We start from the raw sequence: 19217 nt of genomic DNA, 5'->3' as shown, positions 1-19217 counted from the left end.
CTGCCGCGCAGCCGCCTGTCCACCGCAGCCTTGGCGCAGCCCGGCCCCGGATCGTCAGCCCTATACCAAGCGCACCCGGCAGTCAGGTCCCCTAGGTCTCGCCTGGCAGAGCAGGATAAGGCCGTCCTTGCGTTCCTCCGCCGTCAGAAGGTCGCTTTGCGGCATGGCGACCGAACCGGCCGTCAATTCCGCGATGCAAGCGCCGCAGATGCCCTGGCCGCAGGACCACGGCACCGGGAGGCGCTGGTCGAGCGCTGCCGCCAGGATGGTCTGGTCGGCGCGGCAGGATATTTGGCGGATGCCGACGCCGCAATCGATCGCTATCGTCAGGCTGGCGGCATCACCCAGGGCCGGTACCGCTTCCGGTGCCGGCATGACGAAACGCTCGCTGTGGATTCGCGCGGGATCGAGACCGACCTGCGCCAGCGCCGCCTCGACATTGTTCATGAAGGGGGCGGGACCGCAGACATAGGCAATCGCTGACTCCGCGATCGCATCACCGGTTCCGACAGCAAAATCGGCCAGCCGGGCCATGTCGGGATGGCCATCACGGGAATCATAGTGGCGGTGGAGCGTGAGCCGGTCGGCATGCGCCGCCTGGACCCGGTCGAGGGCGGTGCGGAAAATCTCGGCCTCGGGCGATTGGCTGGCATAGAAGAAGCGGATTGCCGGACCATCGCCGGCCAATGCCTGGCGCAGGATGGCGAAGACGGGGGTGATGCCGCTGCCGCCGGCGAAAAGCAACAAGGGTCGCGGCTCTGGAGCCAGCACGAAGGTGCCGCTGGGCGGCCGCGCCAATATCCGGTCGCCGGGGCGAACATGGTCGATGAGCCAGTTCGAGACAACACCGCCGGCAACGCGCTTCACCGTGATCGCTAGCGGCTCACCGGCCACAGGCGCGCTCGACATGGAATAGCAGCGCAGCACCGGCCGGCCAGCGATCTGCAGGCGCAGGGTGAGGTATTGGCCGGCACGATAGTCGAAGACGTCATCTGCCGGCGTGTCGAACACCAGCGAGGCCGCATCAGCCGTTTCCGGCACCACCGATCGCACGGTCAATGGATAGAAGCCGGCCTGTTCCATCTTTTCAGTCCCGATAATCGGGTTCCTCGGCATCGAGGATCCTCATCACCTCGCGCAGATGGTCGAAGGAGAGCTGGACATAGTCAGCCCACTGGCTGGCTGTCACGCGGGCCACGTTGTCGCTCGCCACGCGCAGCTTCTTCCCCGTCTGATAGCAGGTGATCAGCGTCTCGCAGGCACGCTCGAAGTAGTACATCTCGTCGAAGGCCTGGGCGATGGTGGGCGCCGCCACCAGCACGCCGTGATTGCCCATCATCAATACGCCGCAATTGCCGATCACCCCGGCCAGCCGGTCGCCCTCCTCGTTGGAGAGCGCCATGCCGCCAAAGGCCTCGTCATAGGCGACGCGACCATGGAAGCGCATGGTGTTCTGGTCGATGGGCAGGACCGTGCTGTCGTCCAGCGCGGAGAGCGCCGTCGCGTATTTGGGATGGAGATGCATCAGGCAGCGCGCCTGCGGCAAGAGGCGATGAAGGCGGGCATGGATGAACCAGGCGGTCGGGTCCGGTGCGTCGGGACGATCCAGCGCCGATCTGTCCTCGGCATCAAGCAGGAGCAGGTCGCCGGCCTTCACGCGGGAAAAATGGATGCCGCGCGGATTCATCAGGAAATGCCTGCCATCATCCGATATCGCAACACTGAAATGGTTGGCGACCGATTCATGCATGTTGAGGCGCGCGAACCAGCGGAACGCTGCTGCCAGTTCCATGCGGGCAGTGGCGATCTCGGGCGCTTCCCAGGGCGCGCGCGCGGCGGCAATGCTCATCTCTGTGCCCTTTCCCAATTTTCGGGGGTTCCGACCGGCAGGTTCAGCGCCGGCAGCGGCGCCCTGCCCCGGATCATGTCGGCGGCCTTCTCGGCGATCATGATGGTGGGCGCATTGGTATTGCCGCTGACGATGATCGGCATGATCGAGGCATCCACCACGCGCAGGCCCTCAAGCCCATGCACGCGCAGCTGGTCGTCGACCACCGAGAGCCGGTCTTCCGCGCGCCCCATCTTACAGGTGCCGACCGGGTGATAGCAGGTCTCGATCGCGCGCCGGACGAAGGCGTCGATCTCGTCATCGGTGCGGACATCGATGCCGGGGAAAATCTCGTCGCCGGCGAAGGGCTGCATCGCCTTCTGCGACAGGATCTCGCGGGTGAGGTGCACGCTGGCGCGGAGATCGGCGCGGTCCTGCGGGTCCTTCAAATAATTGAAGCGGATCGCAGGCGGCTGCCGGGGGTCGGCGCTGCGGGCCTTTACATAGCCGAGGCTCTTGGGGCGCATGAGGTCGATATGCACCTGGAAGGCATGGTCCGGCACATTGTCGACCGAGCCCGGTATGACGGCTAGCGGCATGAAGGTCAATTGCAGGTCGGGATGCTCGATCCCGGCACGGCTGCGGATGAAGGCGCCGGCCTCGAAATGATTGGTGGCGGCCGGCCCCTTCTGGTCGAGGAACCAGCGCATGCCCGTCAATATCTTGCGCGGCCCCCGCGTGACCGGATAGAGCGTCACCTTCTGCTTGCACAGATGCTGGATGACGATGTCCGGATGATCATTGAGGTTTTCGCCGACCCCGGGAAGCGCGTGCTTCACGGTGAGCCCAAGCGAGGCCAGGTGATCCGGCGCACCAATGCCCGAAAGCTGCAACAGCTGCGGCGAATTGATGGCACCGCCGCTGACGATCACCTCCAGCGCCGCCGCGGCATATTCGGCGCGACCGTTCACGGCATAGTCCACGCCGCATGCGCGCCGTCCTTCGAGCCGGATGCCGAGGGCGAGCGCACCGGTGACCACAGTGAGATTGGGGCGAGCCATCGCCGGATGCAGGTACGCCCTGGCCGCACTCCAGCGCTTGCCGGCGCGCGTGGTGCGGTCGATGGCGCCAAAGCCTTCCTGCTGGCGGCCGTTGACGTCGGGGGTATAGGGATAGCCCGCCTCGATGCCGGCCTGGATGAAGGCGTTGGCGAGCGGCTGGCGCGAGAGATCGGGCCGCGCGACATGCAGGGGCCCGTCGTCGCCGCGATAATCGTCGCCACCGCCCTCGCGCCCCTCGGCCCGTTTGAAATAGGGCAGCACATCGGCATAGGACCAGCCGCGGGCACCCGCCTGCGACCAGGAATCGTAGTCGCGGGCATGGCCGCGGATATAGACCATGCCGTTGATCGAGGAGGAACCGCCCAGCACGCGCCCGCGCGGATGGGTCAAGCGCCGGTTGTCAAGGAAGGGTTCCGGCTCTGCCTCATAGGACCAGTTGAACTGGGTCGAGGAGAGGAGTTGCCCCATACCGGAAGGCATGTCGATCTTCCAGCTGTTGTCCCGCGGCCCCGCCTCCAGCAGCAGGACGCGGCAGGCCGGATCCTCCGTCAGGCGGGCGGCCAGCACGCAGCCGGCCGAACCCGCGCCGACGATGACGTAATCATATGCCGGCATGGTTACTCGCGGATCGCCTGGTAGCAGAGCTTGTGGAAATGGTGCACCAGATGCTCGCTCTGATTGGGATGCTCCGGGTCGATCAGATAGCGGCCGTGCTGGAAGCCGAGGGAATGCAGGCCCTTCTGGTTGGTGACATTCAGCATGATGTCTTCCGGGCCCAGTTCCTGGTTCATCCACTTGATGGCGGATTTGGTCAGTTCCGGCGTCGGCCGGTTCTCCGGCGCGTAATAGCCGAAGCGCAGCAGCGACTTCTCGGGCTCCAGCGGAATCATGATGAAGGTGCTGACCATGTCCGTGAAGGGGAAGCAGTAGAAGGTCGTGTTGGGCCAGAGACCGATATTGAAGAACCAGTCGGTCTGCCAGGTCGCTCCGGCGATCGGCAGGCCATAGGCCTCCTTGGCGTTCGGATTGGGCGGCGCCATATAGGTCCACCAGCGCTCCCGCGGCGTCAGGCGGTACTGGTTGAAGTCGATCAGCGAGGCCAGATGCTTGTGCACCGGGCCGGAGAGATCGAAGTGATAGCCCTCGATCGAGTTCTCCTGGATCACCTTCCAGTTGGCGTCGACGATGACATCGACCTCTTCGACCAGTTTCACATTGTCGAGGTCGGGCAGGAAACGGCGCATTTCGGCCTCGGCCCCCGGCAGGCTCTCGGCCAGAGACGTCGCCTTGTCATCGAGAGTCACGTAGACGAAGCTGGCGAAGATCTCGAGCCGCACGGGCTTGAGGCCGTAGAGCGCCTTGTCGAAATTCTTCAGGCATTCGGTGCGCGGCGCCGAGCGGAGCGCACCGTCGAGGCCGTAGCACCAGGAATGATACTGGCAGCGCAGCACCGAGGGCAGCTTGCCGCGCCGCTCGTTGACGAGGCGGTTGCCGCGATGCTGGCAGGCGTTGTGGAAGGCGCGGATCTCGCCGTCGCGGCCGGCGACGACCAGGACGCTCTGCTCGAAGATGTCCTGGCAGATGAAATTGCCAGGCTCGCGGAACTCGTTCACATGGCCGACGACATGCCAGCACTTGAAGAAGATGGCTTGCTTCTCGTCCTCGAAGACCTGGCGGTCATAGAAAAAGTGCGCCGGCAGGGAAACGCCGGTGGTGGGGTCGCTGTAATCCCAGGCAAGGTCCTGGGCGGCGGGCTTCTTGTGCAGCATGGCATCCCTCTTTTGCGCAAATCTGCGCCGGCTGTGCTGTTGGTGTGGCGATGGATCGATTGTGGCGGCGGCCGACCCCGTCTATCCGACAAATCCGGTCAAGCCCGCGACTGGCTTTGCAAAGGTCGAGTTCAATTTTATCTAATTGAAATACAATGTTTATTTCAGGATCAACAGAGATACCGCTATTGATTTGTTTTCTGATTTTGACTTTTTGAGACGAAATTTCGGCTAGCATTATCAAATTCACCTGTCTCTGGCAGGTTGGAATTGCGCAGGATCAAGCCTGCCCGCGAGGGCCAACGGAAAGCTCCCATGCCGAACCAAACCGCCGACCCGCCACATCACATCGCTTTCGTCGTGCTGCCGGAATTCTCCAATATGGGTCTGGCTCTGGCGATCGAGCCGCTATTCGTCGCCAACTGGCTGGCGCAGCGCCAGATCTTCCGCTGGTCGATCCTGTCGCTCGACGGCCTGTCGGTGCGCGCCAGCAACGGGATGCACCTGCCGGTCGACGGTGCCCTGGGCGAGATCGGCACCTATCGCACTGTTATCGTGGTGGCAAGTTTCAACGTGAAGGCACATGCCGAGGACCAGCGGTTGCTGAACTGGCTCCGGCGCATGGCCCGTTTCGGCGCCGACATGGGCGCCATCGAGACGGGCAGCGAGATCCTGGCGGCGGCGCATCTGCTGGACGGCCACCCGGCGACGGTACATTGGGACAATCTGGAAGGTTTCCAGGAGCGCTATCCGGATGTCGAGGCGGTGACGCAGCTCTACACGATGGGGCGCGGCCGCATGACCTGTGCCGGCGCCACCACGACGCTGGACATGATGCTGCGCTGGATCGCGGAACAGACCGATACCGGGCTGGCCGACGAGGTGGCACAGCATTTCCTGATGGCACGGCAGCGACCGCCGCACCAGGAGCAGAACGCGCCCGACACGGCGCTTGGCAGCGTCGCCAACCAGAAGGTCCAGCAGGCCCTAGGCATCATGCAGAAGACCACCGACGAACCGCTGCTGTGCCACGAGGTCGCGGCCCGGGTCGGCCTGTCGGAACGCCAGTTGCAGCGCCACTTCCAGCGCCATGTGGGCATGAGCATGGCACAGCAATACCTGCAATTCCGCCTCGCCAAGGCGCACAAGCTGCTGCAGCAGACCGATCTGCCGGTGACCGAGGTCGCGATTTCCAGCGGCTTCGGCTCGCTGGAGAACTTCTCGCGCACCTATCGCCGGCATTTCGGCTGCTCGCCCAGCGCCGACCGCCAGCAATCGACCACCGCCCCGGTGTTCCGCCACCGGACCATGGGCCGGGGGTGAAGCGCGCGATACCGGGCAACTTTATCTCTGGCCGCTTCCCATGTAGGATCAATGGCGATGATACCGGGATCGGCCCGGCCCACTGGCTGCGTTAATATTTTTCGCGCCTTCTCAATGGGTTGCCGGTTCCGGGACAAAGGAGCACTGGCGCGTGAACGGTGGATTATCCGGGTCGCCGGCCGCAGCGCTTTGGCGTATGCGAGCGGCCAGACCCGGGCAGGTCATGGCGGCCTTGGATCTGGGCACCAACAATTGCCGGCTGCTGATCGCCCGGCAAGGCAATGGCAGCTACCAGGTCATCGATGCCTTTTCCCGCATCGTCCGTCTGGGCGAGGGCGTGTCGCAGAGCGGCCGCCTGTCGGACGATGCCATGGATCGCACGATCGAGGCGCTGAAGATTTGTGCGGCGAAAATGGAGCGCCGCGGCGTCACCCTGGCACGTGCGGTCGCCACCGAGGCCTGCCGGCGCGCTGCCAATTGCGGCGGTTTCGTCGGCCGCGCCCAGGACGAGGCCGGGATCGCCCTCGACATCATCACCTCGGGAGAGGAGGCCGAACTGGCCTTCCGCGGCTGTACGCCCCTGCTCGACCGCGACACCCCCTTCGCCATCATCTTCGATATCGGCGGCGGCTCGACCGAACTTGGCTGGCTGCGGCTCGGCGCCCAGCGCCAGCCGGAGATCATCGCCTGGCATTCGATGCCCTATGGCGTCGTCAGTCTGACCGAGGAATTCGGCGCCGAGGCCACGGGCGGCGAAGCGCCGCTCACCTTCTATCGCCGCATGGTCGACAAGGTGGTGCACGAATTGGAGCCGTTCCGCCGCGCGATCGGCGCCGGCCGGCATATCGGCGAGGGCAAGGTGCAGATGCTGGGAACCTCCGGCACGGTAACGACCCTTTCCGGCATCCAGCTCGGCCTGCCACGTTATGACCGCAACGTGGTTGACGGCTCGTTCCTGCGCTTCGGCGACGTCGAGCGCATCAGCCACGACCTCGCCACACGCGACTGCCGGGGGCGGGCGCAGCTGCCCTGCATCGGCATCGAACGGGCGGATCTGGTGCTCTCGGGCTGCGCCATCCTGTCCGCCGTCTGCCGGCTCTGGCCGGTGGGACGCCTCCGCGTCGCCGATCGGGGGGTGCGCGAGGGCATCCTGATGAGCCTGATGACCGGCACGGCGCCCGACAATGTCTATCTCGACGCGGCAGCCCCGATGGCGGCGCCAGCAGCGACCACTGCGCCGGGCCGGCAGTTGCAGGCGGCGGAAGACAGATGAAGAAACGGGGTTTCGATCATGCGCAATAATCGCGGTCCGGGACCGCGGGGCGGGCGTGGCAGTGGTGCCGGCAGAGCGGGCAGCGATGGCGGCCTGACCGGGCGCGGCCTGAAGACCCGCGTCAAGACAGCGGCCAAGCGCAGCTCCTCCTCCACCTGGTGGCTCGAGCGCCAGCTCAACGACCCCTATGTCGCCGAGGCGAAGAAGCGCGGCTATCGCTCGCGGGCCGCCTTCAAACTGCTGCAGCTTGATGAGAAATACCATTTCCTCAAGCCCGGTGGCCGGGTAGTCGATCTGGGTGCTGCCCCCGGCGGCTGGACCCAGGTGGCCGTCGACCGCGTACAAAGTGCCGCGGGTGAGAAGGAAAACCGGCGCGGCAAGGTGATCGGGATCGACCTGCTGGCGGTCGACCCGATTCCCGGCGCCGAGATCATCCAGCTTGATTTCATGGACGAGAGCGCGCCCGACAAGCTTAAGGCGATGCTGGGTGGCGAGGCGGATGTCGTGCTCTCTGACATGGCGGCCTCCTCCACCGGGCATGCGCAGACGGATCATCTGAAGATCATCGGCCTGGCGGAGGCCGCCCTGCAATTCGCGCGCGAGGTGCTGGCCCCTGGCGGCACCTTCATCGCCAAGGTGCTGGCTGGCGGCGCCACCAATGATCTGCTGGCGCCGCTGAAGCGCGACTTCGCCACCGTCCGGCATGTGAAGCCCGAGGCCAGCCGCAAGGAATCGGCGGAAATCTATGTCGTCGCCCAGGGCTTCCGAGGCTAGGTTGCCGTCGGGCATGGCGCTTCCCCTGCTCATCGATACCGATCCCGGCATTGATGATGCCATCGCCATCTGGCTGGCCCTGGCCGCGCCGGAACTTTCAGTGCGCGGCCTGACCGCGGTGCATGGCAATGGGCTGGCCGGCGCCTGCGCCGAAAATGCCATTCGCATCCTGGAGGCTGCCGGGCGCAGCGATGTGCCGGTCCATCTCGGCGCCGGGCAGCCGCTGGCGCGCAAGTTTTCCCGGCAAGGCTGGGGCGTTCATGGCAGTGACGGCCTCGGCGGAATCGGCCTGCCGCCGGCAGGGCGCGGCGTCGATGGCGCAGATGCCGTGGCCTTCCTGGCGGAAACTCTTGTGCAGGCGGCACCCGGCAGCATCGCCCTCGCCCCCATCGGACCGCTCACCAACATCGCGCGGCTGCTGCGCGAACACCCGGAAGCGCGCCAGGGCATTCGCGAGATGGTCGTCATGGGTGGTGCCGCCCGGGAGAATGGCGGCAATGCGACGCCGCATGCCGAGTATAATTTCTGGCTGGATCCGGAGGCGGCCGATATCGTCTGCCAGAGCGGCGTGCCGATGACCCTGGTGACGATCGAGACGGCGCGCTCGGTCGCGGCGACGCCCGCCCGGATCGCACGACTGGCGGCAGCCGGCACCAGGGTAGCTGGCCACGTCGCTGCCCTGCTTGGGGCCTATGTCCATGACGGCAGGTCGGACGCCCTGTTCGACCCCCTGGTCATCGCCTATCTGATTCGGCCCGATCTCTTTGTGCGAATCCCGGCGCAGTGCCGCGTCGCCACCGGCGAAGACTCGCGCCTGGGCGCGCTGCTCTGGCGGGAAGCATCGGAGGGGGCGCCGCACGCTTTGCTGCAAGCCCCTGACCCGGATGTGATTTTCGACCTGCTGGCCCAGCGTTTGCGGCAACTCCCCTAGGCGTCCGGCGCAGGCCCATTTGGCTTGTGGCAAGGCGGGCGATGTGTATGATGAGCCGCCAACCTAGACCGCCCTCCGACGGGGGCGGTTTTTCATATCGAGATCAGGGCCGAAACGGGCCGGACAGGTTGGTATCATGCAGATCCGCGACGCATTCACTTTCGACGACGTACTCCTGGAACCGGCGCATTCCGCCGTGCTGCCGGCCCAGGCGCAGACGCAGACGCGCCTGACGCAGCGGATCACGCTCAACATCCCCCTGCTCTCCTCCGCCATGGACACGGTCACCGAGGCGCGCATGGCGATCTGTATGGCGCAGAATGGCGGCATGGGCGTCATCCACAAGAACCTCGACATCGCCCGCCAGGCCGAGGAAGTGCGCAAGGTGAAGCGCTTCGAATCCGGCATGGTGGTCAATCCGCTCACCATCCATCCCGACCAGACCCTGGCCGACGCCCTGGAACTGATGCAGACGCATTCGATCTCCGGCATTCCCGTGGTGGAAAGCCCGGAGGGCGGCAGGCTCGGCGGCAAGCTGGTCGGCATCCTGACCAATCGCGACGTCCGCTTCGCCACCAATCTGCAGGAACCGGTCGCCAATCTGATGACCAAGGAAAAGCTGGTGACGGTGAAGCCCGGCGTCAGCCGCGACGAGGCCAGGAAGCTGCTGCACCAGTACCGCATCGAAAAACTGCTGGTGGTGGACGAGTTCTATCGCTGTATCGGCCTCATCACCGTGAAGGACATGGAGAAGGCCCAGGCCTATCCGCATGCCAGCAAGGACGAGAACGGGCGCCTGCGCGTCGCCGCGGCGACCGGCGTCGGCGAAGACGGCCTCAGGCGCGCGGAAGCCCTGCTGGAAGCGGGCGTCGACGTGATCGTGGTCGATACCGCCCATGGCCACAGCCAGGGTGTGCTCAATTCAGTGGGCGCGGTGAAGCGCCTTTCCAACGCGGCCCAGGTGATCGCCGGCAATGTGGCGACGGCCGAAGGCGCCCAGGCGCTGATTGATGCCGGCGCGGATGCGATCAAGATCGGCATCGGCCCGGGCTCGATCTGCACGACGCGCATCGTCGCCGGCGTCGGCGTGCCACAGCTGACCGCCATTACCGACGCGGCCGGGCGCGCCCACAAGGCCGGCATTCCCGTGATCGCCGATGGCGGCATCAAGTATTCCGGCGATGTGGCCAAGGCCATCGCCGCCGGTGCCGATTGCTGCATGGTGGGATCGCTGCTGGCCGGCACCGACGAGGCGCCGGGCGAGGTCTTCCTGCTCAACGGCCGCTCCTACAAATCCTATCGCGGCATGGGCTCATTGGGTGCCATGGCAAGGGGTTCGGCCGACCGCTATTTCCAGGAAGAAGTCTCGGACAAGCTGAAACTGGTGCCGGAAGGAATCGAGGGCCGCGTCGCCTATAAGGGCCCGGCCGGGACAGTGATCCACCAGCTGGTCGGCGGCCTGAAGGCGGCCATGGGCTATACCGGCAACGGCACGATCGCCGACATGCAGACCAAGAGCCGCTTCGTGCGCATCACCAATGCCGGGCTGCAGGAAAGCCATGTGCACGACGTGCAGATCACCCGCGAGGCGCCGAACTACCGCCAGAACATGTGACGACGACCAGCTATTGCGACCGAGCCGCGCCCCGCCTCGGCGGGGCGCTGACGTTTCAGACGGAACAAGCAACATGACACCCGGCGCCCGCATCCAGGCGGCAATCGATCTTCTCGCGGCCATCCACGGCGGCTCGGCACCGGCCGACCGCGCGGCCGCCGCCTTCTTTCGCACCCGACGCTATATCGGCGGTTCGGACCGGCGCGCGATCCTGGATGCCGCCTATGCCGTGCTGCGCCAGCTGGCCAAGCTCGACTGGTGGATCGACCGCGCCTATCCGGCACAGCCCGACGGCAGGCGCGAGATCGCCAACCTGGAACGCGTGCGCGTGATAGCGAAGCTGGCGCTGATCGACGGCTGGACCGGCGACAAGATCGCCGGCAGCTTCGATGGCGGCCAATACCGGCCGAAGCAGCTGAGCCGCAGCGAGCGCGCCTTTGCGCGTGAACTCGAAGGCCAGGATCTGCGCCATGGCGATCAGCCGAAATGGGTACGTTTCGAATTTCCGGACTGGCTGGAGCCACTGGTCGCCAAGCAGTTCGGCCCGCATTTCGAGCGCGAGATGGCAGCGCAGGTGGAAGAGGCCGCGACCGACCTGCGCGTCAATGCGCTGAAGGGCGACCGCGACGCGGCGCTGGCAGCGCTGCGGGCGGAGGGCATCGAGGCAGTGCCGACGGCATTGTCGCCGCTCGGCCTGCGCCTGGAGAACCGGCCGCCGCTCGCCAATCTGAAATGCTTCCAGGACGGTCTCATCGAGGTGCAGGACGAAGGATCGCAGCTGGCGGCCCTGTTGGTCGACGCCAGGCCCGGCCAGCGTGTGGTGGATTTCTGCGCCGGCGCCGGCGGCAAGACCCTTGCCATCGCCGCGCAGATGAAGAACAAGGGCAAGATCGTCGCCTGCGATACGCTGAAGGGCCGGGTCGAGCGGGCCGGGGAACGGTTGAAACGCGCCGGCGTCTTCAATGTCGAGCGGCGCGGCCTGGAGAGCGAGCGCGATCCCTGGGTAAAGCGCCATGCCGGGGGCTTTGACCGGGTGCTGGTCGACGCACCCTGTTCCGGCACCGGTACCTGGCGGCGCAACCCGGATGCAAAGTGGAAACTCGAGCAGGAGGATCTGCATCGCCTCATTGCCCTGCAGGCCAGCATCCTGGAAAGTGCGCAGCGTCTGGTGAAGCCAGGTGGCCGCCTGGTCTATGCCACCTGCTCGCTGCTCGACGCCGAGAACGACGCGCAGGCAAGGGCCTTCCTGGAGCGGCACCCGAATTTCGCGCCGCTGCCGGTCGCCGACATCTGGCGCGATGTCATCGGCGGCGATTGCCCGACCGGGGCAGCGACCCTTTCGCTGACGCCGCACCGCCATGGCACCGACGGCTTCTTCGTCGCCGTCATGCAGCGCGTGGCGTCAGCGCAGGATGAGACGCGGCAGCCGGCCATCGATAGCGACGAGACCGAGGGCGATTAGGCCGATGCCGGCCAGGTGGTGCGCGGCGACATTTTCACCCAGCACAGCCCAGCCGAGCAGGATGGCGCTGGCCGGAATCAGCAGGGTCACCAGCGACAGGTTTGTGGCACCCGCCCGGCGCAGGATGCGGAAGAAGATGACATAGGCGAGCGCGGTCGAAAGCGCTGCCAGCGCCAGCACCGCCAGGATCGTTTCGCGCCCAGGCAAGTCCAGCTGCCAGGGTCGGTCCAGCCAGAGCACCGGCAAGGCAAGCCAGCAGGAACTGGCGGATAGCTGCCCCGCCGCGACGGTCATCGGCGGCCGCGCCTTGAAGCGGCGCCCGAACACGCCGGCGATGCCATAGGAGAAGGCAGCACCAAGTACCGCGAATTCGGCCGCAAGGTGATGGCCGAGGCCAGCGAGGACGCCATAGCCCATCATCAGAACGACGCCGGCAACGCCAAGCGCGACGCCAAGCAGCTTCCACCATCCCAAACGCTCGTCAGCAGTGAAGGCATGCGCCACCAGCACGGTGAAAACCGGCGTCATGGCATTGAGGATCGCGGCAAGACCGGCACCGATTCCCTGCTGGCCCCAGAAAATCAGGCTGAAAGGAATCGCATTGTTGAACAGGCCCATCATGGCGATATCGCGCCAGAAGGCGGCATCGCGGGGCAAGGCAATGCCGGCAAGCCGCAGCAATGGCAAGAGCAGCATGGCGGACAAGGCAACCCGACACCAGGCCAGGGTGAGCGGCGGCAACTCGGCAACCGCGATCTTTGCGAACAGGAACGAACCACCCCACAGCGCCGACAGGATGACCAGCAGCAGCCAATCCTCGGCGGCCATGCGCGGCGCGGCGGTCGTATTCATGTCGCTTTCTTCCCGGTCGTTGCGGCGCGGGAAGATGGCTGGGTCAGGCGGCGCCCGCTATCCGGCTCTTGCGCCGCACCAGATCGGCCCAGCGCGAACCGATGGTCCGGCAGAAATCCATCGCCGCATTGCCGTGGCGGGCCAGTTCGCCGCGGGCGCGGTCGATCGCCTTGTTGCCTTCGTCGATTCCCAGCTTCTTGTGGATCACGTGATTGAAATTCTCGATCCAATGCTGGGCCTGCTGGGTCGAGACCTCGAAATGGCATTGGAAGCCATAGGAGGTATCGCCGTAGCGGAAAGCCTGGTTCTCGGTGGTGGCACCGGTCATCAGGCGGACGGCTCCCTCGGGCAGGGAGAAGGTATCCTCGTGCCATTGCATGATGTGATGGCGAGGAGCGAGATCGGCAAACAACGGATCGGCCTGGCCCTCGGCGGTGAGGTCGAGCGGCAGGTAGCCGTATTCGAAGATGTCGTGCACCCGTACGCTGCCGCCAAAGGCGCGCGCCATCAACTGCCCGCCGAGGCAGAGGCCGAGGAGCGGCTTGCCCTCCTCATGGAAGGCCCGGATGAAGTCGCAGACGCGCGGCAGGTTGGGAAAGTCCGTGTCGTCGTTGGCGTGCTGGGCGCCACCCAGGATGATCGCCCCGTCATATCCGGCCGTCGAGGCCGGCAGGTCACCCCCATGATGCGGCAGGACGTTCGAAAGATGGGCACCACCCGCCTGCAGATGGTCGCCCAGGAAAGAAACCGGTGATGTTGGGTCGTTCTGGATGACCAGGATCTTCATCGCGTCGCTGTCTCCCCGTTTCCGTCAGGCGCCGCCGCATGATGCGGAAAGGCGGTGCCGCTGACAAATGCACGGGACGCAGGGCAGCCCCGATTTGACGTGCGGAAAAACTCAGTGCTGCAGGTGCCGGCCGGGGAAAAGACGCCGGACAAGGCCACCGGCCGGTCCGAAAGCGACCGAAAGCAGGTAGGCCATACCGGCACCGAGCACGATGGCCGGGCCAGGCGGCAGATCGAAATGGTAGGAGCCGAGCAGCCCGCCAAGACCGGCTGCAAGCGCCAGCAGCGAACCCAGCGATACCATGGCACCGACACTTCTGGCCCAGAAGCGCGCGGCGGCGGCGGGCAGAATCATCAGGCCGACCGCCATCAGCGTGCCAAGGGCCTGGATCGCCGCCACCAGATTGATCGCCACCAGCACCAGGAAGGCCATGTGCGCGGCCGCCCCGTGGCCGCCGACAGCGCGGAGGAAGGCGGGGTCGAAGCATTCCACCACCAGCGTGCGGTAGATCACCGCCAGAACCAGCAGCGAAAGGATCGCCGTCGCCACCACCAGGGCGAGCCCGTGCGCGCTGATCGAAAGCAGCGAGCCGAAGAGGATGTGGAGCAGGTCGCGCGGGCTGCCCTTCAGCGAAACGATGAGGACACCCAGCGCCAGCGAGACCAGATAGAGGGCGGCAAGGCTGGTATCCTCCTTGATGGCGGTCAGGCGCGAGACCAGCCCGCTCAGAAGCGCCACAGCGAGGCAGGCGACGAGCCCGCCCAGGCTCATCGCCCAGAGGTCGAGGCCGAACAGGAAGAAACCGATGGCCACACCGGGCAGGATGGCATGGGCGAGGGCGTCGCCCATCAGGCTCATGCGCCGGAGTTGCAGAAAGACGCCGAGCGGCCCGGCGATGATCGCAACGGCGATGACAGCGACCAGCGCCCGCCGCATGAAAGCGAAATCGAGGAAGGGCGCCAGGAGATAGTCGTGCAGCATGGCCGGCTTCAGGCAGCACAGATGTCGGCGCCGGGTTGCCAGCCATCGGCCGCCACCCGCGCCCGGCGCAGGTTTTCCGGGGCAAGGACAGCCGCGGTCTGGCCCCAGGCCACCGGCTCGCGTGCCAGCAGCAGGCATTGCGGGAAATGCCGACGCACGAAATCGAGGTCATGCAATGCCGCGATGACGGTCTTGCCGGCCAGATGCCAGCCATCCACCAGCGCCATCAAATCCTCGACCGTGCGCTGGTCGACGGCGTTGAACGGCTCGTCGAGCAGGATGAGTTCGGCGTCGGCGGCGATCAGGCGTGCAAACAGGACACGCTGGAACTGGCCGACCGAGAGGCTGGCGATGGAGCGGCTTTCGAAACCCTTCAGACCCACATCGGCGATGGCATCGCGCGAGCGCTGGCGCAAGGCGGGCGTCAGGCGCCCCAGCGCGCCGATCCGCCGCCAATGGCCGAGATTGACCACATCCAGCACGGACATGGGAAAGGAACGGTCGACATCGGTCACCTGCGGCAGATAGCCGAGGGCGGAACGGTCCGCAATCGTTATGGCGCCGCCATCCAGCGGCAGCAGGCCGACGATCCCCTTCAGCAGCGTACTCTTGCCGGCCCCGTTCGGGCCGACCAGCGCGGTCAGGCTGCCGCGGGTGAAGGCGCCGCTGAGGTGGTGGACCGCCGGATGGCGCTGATAGGCAATGGTGACGTTGTCGAGACGGATGACGCCATCGGCTGTATCTGCCGATGGCGGTGGCACGGTCTCGCAGACTTGTTCATGGGCCATGGCCGGCGCTCGGATATGGGCGTTCAGGCGAGCGCCCAACGCAGCAGCAGGGCGAGGCCGAACCCGAGGGCGGTCGCCAAAGCCAAGCGCTGAACGATACCAAGGGAAAATGCCATATCCGCCAACCTGCTCCCGGGTGCCGCCATGGCGCCCTGCCAACATTCATTCTGTTATAATATAACATTATCTGCGCCAGGAGGGAAAGCACCTGCACCCCCTGCCCAATTTTTGGGCCCAGATATTGGGCATTGATCGAAACACTTTCTCGCCGTCTGGATAAAATTCAATTCTTTCAGTGTACTACCCTGCTATAGGCCATGGCATGGCGCTTGCTGATTTCCTGGTAAAGCAAACCGGCGACACCAAGTCCCGGGTCATAAAGCGCAAGGACACGGAGCCATGGCCTTTGACGAGATGCGCTTTGCCGATGGCGGCATCCGCCCGCCCTATGCGGAAGTGGCGCGCTGGCTGCAGGGCGTCACCTCGGCGCAGCTGGAGCGGCGCAGGGCGGAGGCGGAATTGTTCTATCGCCGCGGCGGCGTCACCTTCGCCGTCTATGGCGATGCGCAGGGGGAAGAGCGAATCATCCCCTATGACATCATCCCGCGCATCCTGTCGGGCGTTGAATGGGCGCGGCTCAAGACCGGGCTGGAACAGCGCATCCGCACGCTCAACCACTATCTCGCCGACATCTATGGCCCGCGCGAAATTCTGAAGGCCGGCATCGTGCCCGAGGACCTGGTCTGGCAGAACCCTGCCTACCGGCCGGAAATGGCCGGCCTTGCCGTGCCGCACGGCATCCACATCCACATCGCCGGTATCGACATTGTGCGCGTCGACGGCGACGACTTCTATGTGCTGGAGGACAATGCCCGCACCCCGTCGGGCGTTTCCTACATGCTGGGCGGGCGCGAGATCTCGATCCGCCTGATGCCGGAACTCTATGCCGCGCATCGCGTGGCGCCGATCGAAAACTATCCCAACGAGTTGCTGGCAACCCTTCAATCGACGGCACCCCGGAACGCCAACAAGGACCCGATTGCGGTCCTACTGACGCCCGGCCAGTACAATTCGGCCTATTACGAGCATTCGTTCCTCGCCGACAAGATGGGCATCGAACTGGTCGAGGGCAGCGACCTTTTCGTGCGCGACAGCGTGGTCTTCATGCGCACGACCGAAGGGCCGAAGCGGGTCGACATCATCTATCGGCGCCTCGACGATGCCTTCATCGACCCGCTGGTCTTCGATCCAGGCTCGATGCTGGGTGTCCCCGGCCTGTTTGCCGCCTATGCCGCCGGCAATGTGACGCTGGCCAATGCGGTGGGTACCGGCGCCGTCGACGACAAGGTGGTCTACTCCTATGTCCCCGACATGGTGCGGTTCTATCTGGGCGAAGAGCCGATCCTCAAGAATGTGCCGACCTGGCGCTGCCGGCAGAAGGACGACCTTGCCTATGTGCTGGATCACCTGTCTGAACTCGTGGTGAAGGAGGTGCATGGCTCGGGCGGGTACGGCATGCTGGTTGGCCCCCACGCAACCGGCGCCGACATCGAGGAATTCAGGCAGCGCCTGCTGGCCGCACCCGCCAATTACATCGCGCAACCGACGCTTTCGCTCTCCACCTGCCCCGCTTTCGTCGACCAGGGCATCGCCCCCCGCCATGTCGATCTGCGCCCCTTCGTGCTGACCGGTGCCGACGGCATCCGCATCGTCCCGGGCGGCCTCACCCGTGTCGCCCTGCGCCAGGGCTCGCTGGTGGTCAATTCCAGCCAGGGCGGCGGCACCAAGGATACCTGGGTGATCGAGGACCCGGAAATGCCGGAGGCACGGGCCTGACATGCTGAGCCGCACCGCTGATTCCCTCTTCTGGCTGTCGCGCTATGTCGAGCGGGCGGATTACCTCGCCCGCGTGCTGGAAGCCGCGACGCGTCTCTCCGCCCTGCCGCGCGCCTATGGCACCGGCACCAATGAATGGGAAAGCGCGCTGGCCACTGCCGGCTGCCGCGATCTGTTCCAGCGCTTCCACGAGACACCGAGCGCGGCCAACGTCACCGATTTCCTGGCCTTTTCCGAGGACAACCCGGCGTCAATCCGAAAGTGCCTGGAGATCGCCCGCACCAATGCACGCGCAGTGCGCACGGCTCTCACCAGCGAGATGTGGGAGGCGATCAACGGCGCCTGGCTGGAATTGCAGCAGATGCCTGCCCATGCCGATGCCGACGGCCTGATGCGGTTTCTCGACTGGGTGAAGGAAATGTCGCTGCGCGTCGACGGTTCCGGCTACCGCACCATGCTGCGGAACGACGCCTATTGGTTTGCGCGCCTTGGCATCTTCATCGAGCGGGCCGACAACACGGCCCGCATCCTGGACGTGAAGTACCATGTCCTGCTGCCGGAACACGCAGTGGTGGGCGGTGGCATCGATTATGCGCAATGGGCGGCGATCCTGCGCGCGGTCTCGGCGCTTACCTCCTACCACTGGGTCTATCGGCAGGGATTGCAGCCCTGGCTTATTGCCGATCTCCTTATCCTCAACCAGCAGATGCCGCGCTCGCTCGCCGCCTGCTACGAGGCAATTGTCGGCAATCTGGAGCGCCTCGGTTCCGATTACGGCCGCCACGGCGAAGCGCAGCGCCTGGCCAGATCCACCTATGTGCAATTGCAGAACAGCCGCATCGAACAGGTCTTCCAGGGCGGCCTGCACGAGTTCATCTCGGCCTTCATCGTCAACAACAACCGGCTGGGCGGTGCCATCGCGGCGCAATACCTGAGTTGAGAGGGCAGAACGGATGTTGATCCATGTGCGCCACCGTACCCGCTATCACTACGAGCAGCCGGTGAAGTCGATCATCCAGGCCCTGCGGCTGATGCCGCGCAACCACGAGGGCCAGTACGTGCGGCGCTGGCAGATCGACCTCGACCACGACGGCACACTGCGGCCGGGCGAAGATGCCTTCGGCAATGTCATGCACATGCTGTCGCTGGATGGACCCATACAGGACCTTTGCCTGACCGTCGAGGGCGAGGTCGACATGCAGGACACCAACGGCATCCTGCGTGGCACCTGCGAGCGCTTTCCGCCGCAGTTCTTCCTGCGCGAGACGCCGCTGACCCGGGCGGATGCGGCGATCACCGAATTTGCGCGCGACCTCTTCGGCCGGCATGGCGGCAATGCGCTGAAGACCCTGCATGCGCTGCTGGCAACGCTGCATCTCGACATGGCCTTCGACACCGAGCCCACCGACACCAGCACCAGTGCCGCCGATGCCTTCGCCCTGAAGCGCGGCGTCTGCCAGGATTTGTCCCATGTCTTCATCGCGGCAGCGCGCGTCCTGAACATTCCGGCGCGCTATGTCGGCGGCTATCTGATGCGTTCGGACGAGGCGATCCACCAGGAAGCGGGCCATGCCTGGGCCGAGGCCCATATACCGGGGCTGGGCTGGGTCGGCTTCGATCCCGCCAACGGCATCTGCCCGACCGAATCCCATATCCGGGTCGGCATCGGCCTCGACTATCTAGGGGCCGCACCGATCCGCGGCGCCCGGTTGGGCGGCGCCAGCGAAAAGATGGCAGTCGAGGTGACCGTAGCCGATTCGCACCTGGACAGCCAGAACGGCCAGGACAACCAGATCCGCTGGCAGCGGCCGCCAGAAACAGCTCGCCAGGCCAGCCAGCAATTCCAAGCATAGGAAGTGGGGACCTGACCCAAGAGCAGCACCAGCGATTGGCAGAACCCCGCTGCAAACGTTATAAGAAGCCAGACGGCACGCCGG

Annotated in this window: 17 protein-coding genes; 9 read left to right on the top strand and 8 right to left on the bottom strand. The window is 65.5% G+C overall.

The features are described from left to right. Positions 1-60: 60 nt before the first annotated feature. The 4 genes from A8950_RS08110 to A8950_RS08095 are packed head-to-tail and all read right to left on the bottom strand — an operon-like array spanning position 61 to position 4658. Complete coding sequence (locus tag A8950_RS08110) at positions 61-1083, bottom strand: ferredoxin--NADP reductase (protein WP_166645058.1); 1023 nt, start codon at positions 1081-1083, stop codon at positions 61-63. 4 nt (positions 1084-1087) lie between these two features. Further along, a complete protein-coding gene (locus tag A8950_RS08105) occupies positions 1088-1849 on the bottom strand; it encodes a class II aldolase/adducin family protein (protein ID WP_133613117.1) in 762 nt (253 codons plus the stop codon). Next, on the bottom strand, positions 1846-3504 hold the full coding sequence (locus A8950_RS08100) for a choline dehydrogenase (protein ID WP_133613116.1): 1659 nt from the start codon (positions 3502-3504) through the stop codon (positions 1846-1848). Before A8950_RS08100 ends, A8950_RS08105 begins: the two co-directional genes overlap by 4 nt. A 2-nt stretch (positions 3505-3506) precedes the next feature. Then, on the bottom strand, positions 3507-4658 hold the full coding sequence (locus tag A8950_RS08095; protein ID WP_133613115.1) for an aromatic ring-hydroxylating oxygenase subunit alpha: 1152 nt from the start codon (positions 4656-4658) through the stop codon (positions 3507-3509). A gap of 315 nt (positions 4659-4973) precedes the next feature. Here A8950_RS08095 and A8950_RS08090 point away from each other — a divergent pair, with 315 nt between their 5' ends. From A8950_RS08090 to A8950_RS08065, 6 genes are all read left to right on the top strand, one after another. Continuing rightward, positions 4974-5981, top strand: coding sequence for a GlxA family transcriptional regulator (locus tag A8950_RS08090; RefSeq protein ID WP_133613114.1), 1008 nt, complete (start codon positions 4974-4976; stop codon positions 5979-5981). Positions 5982-6204: 223 nt separating this feature from the next. After that, complete coding sequence (locus A8950_RS08085) at positions 6205-7254, top strand: Ppx/GppA phosphatase family protein (RefSeq protein WP_243735564.1); 1050 nt, start codon at positions 6205-6207, stop codon at positions 7252-7254. Between the two features lie 18 nt (positions 7255-7272). After that, positions 7273-8028 carry an RlmE family RNA methyltransferase gene (locus tag A8950_RS08080; RefSeq protein WP_133613112.1) on the top strand — a complete coding sequence of 252 codons (756 nt, stop codon included), beginning with the start codon at positions 7273-7275 and terminating at the stop codon, positions 8026-8028. A gap of 13 nt (positions 8029-8041) precedes the next feature. Then, positions 8042-8959 (top strand): nucleoside hydrolase, encoded by a 918-nt coding sequence (locus tag A8950_RS08075; RefSeq protein ID WP_166645057.1) that lies wholly within the window; start codon positions 8042-8044, stop codon positions 8957-8959. Positions 8960-9095: 136 nt separating this feature from the next. Further along, positions 9096-10574 (top strand): IMP dehydrogenase, encoded by a 1479-nt coding sequence (guaB, locus tag A8950_RS08070; protein WP_133613110.1) that lies wholly within the window; start codon positions 9096-9098, stop codon positions 10572-10574. Between the two features lie 73 nt (positions 10575-10647). Beyond that, complete coding sequence (locus tag A8950_RS08065) at positions 10648-12036, top strand: RsmB/NOP family class I SAM-dependent RNA methyltransferase (RefSeq protein WP_133613109.1); 1389 nt, start codon at positions 10648-10650, stop codon at positions 12034-12036. Here the strand turns inward: A8950_RS08065 and A8950_RS08060 are convergent. From A8950_RS08060 to A8950_RS08045, 4 genes are all read right to left on the bottom strand, one after another. After that, positions 11977-12888 carry a DMT family transporter gene (locus tag A8950_RS08060; RefSeq protein WP_166645056.1) on the bottom strand — a complete coding sequence of 304 codons (912 nt, stop codon included), beginning with the start codon at positions 12886-12888 and terminating at the stop codon, positions 11977-11979. The genes A8950_RS08065 and A8950_RS08060 overlap by 60 nt on opposite strands. Before the next feature lie 43 nt (positions 12889-12931). Continuing rightward, the gene (locus A8950_RS08055; RefSeq protein WP_133613108.1) at positions 12932-13675 is read right to left on the bottom strand and encodes a type 1 glutamine amidotransferase; all 744 of its coding nucleotides are present in this window, start codon (positions 13673-13675) and stop codon (positions 12932-12934) included. 111 nt (positions 13676-13786) lie between these two features. Next, complete coding sequence (locus tag A8950_RS08050) at positions 13787-14656, bottom strand: metal ABC transporter permease (RefSeq protein ID WP_133613107.1); 870 nt, start codon at positions 14654-14656, stop codon at positions 13787-13789. Positions 14657-14664: 8 nt separating this feature from the next. Next, on the bottom strand, positions 14665-15444 hold the full coding sequence (locus A8950_RS08045) for a metal ABC transporter ATP-binding protein (protein WP_133613106.1): 780 nt from the start codon (positions 15442-15444) through the stop codon (positions 14665-14667). A 399-nt stretch (positions 15445-15843) separates the two neighbouring features. Here A8950_RS08045 and A8950_RS08040 point away from each other — a divergent pair, with 399 nt between their 5' ends. From A8950_RS08040 to A8950_RS08030, 3 genes are read left to right on the top strand one after another with little or no spacing between them, the layout of a single operon-like run. Continuing rightward, positions 15844-17280: a circularly permuted type 2 ATP-grasp protein gene (locus A8950_RS08040; RefSeq protein WP_208109790.1), complete on the top strand. Its 1437-nt coding sequence runs from the start codon at positions 15844-15846 to the stop codon at positions 17278-17280. Position 17281: 1 nt separating this feature from the next. After that, complete coding sequence (locus A8950_RS08035; protein ID WP_133613105.1) at positions 17282-18220, top strand: alpha-E domain-containing protein; 939 nt, start codon at positions 17282-17284, stop codon at positions 18218-18220. Positions 18221-18233: 13 nt separating this feature from the next. Continuing rightward, entirely contained in the window at positions 18234-19133 is a 900-nt protein-coding gene (locus tag A8950_RS08030; protein ID WP_133613104.1) for a transglutaminase family protein, read from the top strand. Positions 19134-19217 lie beyond the last annotated feature (84 nt).

It is taken from the genome of Dongia mobilis, from assembly GCF_004363235.1.
GTDB lineage: Bacteria > Pseudomonadota > Alphaproteobacteria > Dongiales > Dongiaceae > Dongia > Dongia mobilis.
The sequence above is the reverse complement of the archived record's forward strand: the minus strand, read 5'-3'. Positions and strand labels throughout refer to the sequence as shown.

Coding starts and splice junctions, on each gene's coding strand:
- A8950_RS08110 (WP_166645058.1), bottom strand. CDS start 1,083: ATGGAACAGGCCGGCTTCTATCCATTGACCGTGCGATCGGTGGTGCCG.
- A8950_RS08105 (WP_133613117.1), bottom strand. CDS start 1,849: ATGAGCATTGCCGCCGCGCGCGCGCCCTGGGAAGCGCCCGAGATCGCC.
- A8950_RS08100 (WP_133613116.1), bottom strand. CDS start 3,504: ATGCCGGCATATGATTACGTCATCGTCGGCGCGGGTTCGGCCGGCTGC.
- A8950_RS08095 (WP_133613115.1), bottom strand. CDS start 4,658: ATGCTGCACAAGAAGCCCGCCGCCCAGGACCTTGCCTGGGATTACAGC.
- A8950_RS08090 (WP_133613114.1), top strand. CDS start 4,974: ATGCCGAACCAAACCGCCGACCCGCCACATCACATCGCTTTCGTCGTG.
- A8950_RS08085 (WP_243735564.1), top strand. CDS start 6,205: ATGGCGGCCTTGGATCTGGGCACCAACAATTGCCGGCTGCTGATCGCC.
- A8950_RS08080 (WP_133613112.1), top strand. CDS start 7,273: ATGCGCAATAATCGCGGTCCGGGACCGCGGGGCGGGCGTGGCAGTGGT.
- A8950_RS08075 (WP_166645057.1), top strand. CDS start 8,042: ATGGCGCTTCCCCTGCTCATCGATACCGATCCCGGCATTGATGATGCC.
- guaB (WP_133613110.1), top strand. CDS start 9,096: ATGCAGATCCGCGACGCATTCACTTTCGACGACGTACTCCTGGAACCG.
- A8950_RS08065 (WP_133613109.1), top strand. CDS start 10,648: ATGACACCCGGCGCCCGCATCCAGGCGGCAATCGATCTTCTCGCGGCC.
- A8950_RS08060 (WP_166645056.1), bottom strand. CDS start 12,888: ATGAATACGACCGCCGCGCCGCGCATGGCCGCCGAGGATTGGCTGCTG.
- A8950_RS08055 (WP_133613108.1), bottom strand. CDS start 13,675: ATGAAGATCCTGGTCATCCAGAACGACCCAACATCACCGGTTTCTTTC.
- A8950_RS08050 (WP_133613107.1), bottom strand. CDS start 14,656: ATGCTGCACGACTATCTCCTGGCGCCCTTCCTCGATTTCGCTTTCATG.
- A8950_RS08045 (WP_133613106.1), bottom strand. CDS start 15,444: ATGGCCCATGAACAAGTCTGCGAGACCGTGCCACCGCCATCGGCAGAT.
- A8950_RS08040 (WP_208109790.1), top strand. CDS start 15,844: ATGGCCTTTGACGAGATGCGCTTTGCCGATGGCGGCATCCGCCCGCCC.
- A8950_RS08035 (WP_133613105.1), top strand. CDS start 17,282: ATGCTGAGCCGCACCGCTGATTCCCTCTTCTGGCTGTCGCGCTATGTC.
- A8950_RS08030 (WP_133613104.1), top strand. CDS start 18,234: ATGTTGATCCATGTGCGCCACCGTACCCGCTATCACTACGAGCAGCCG.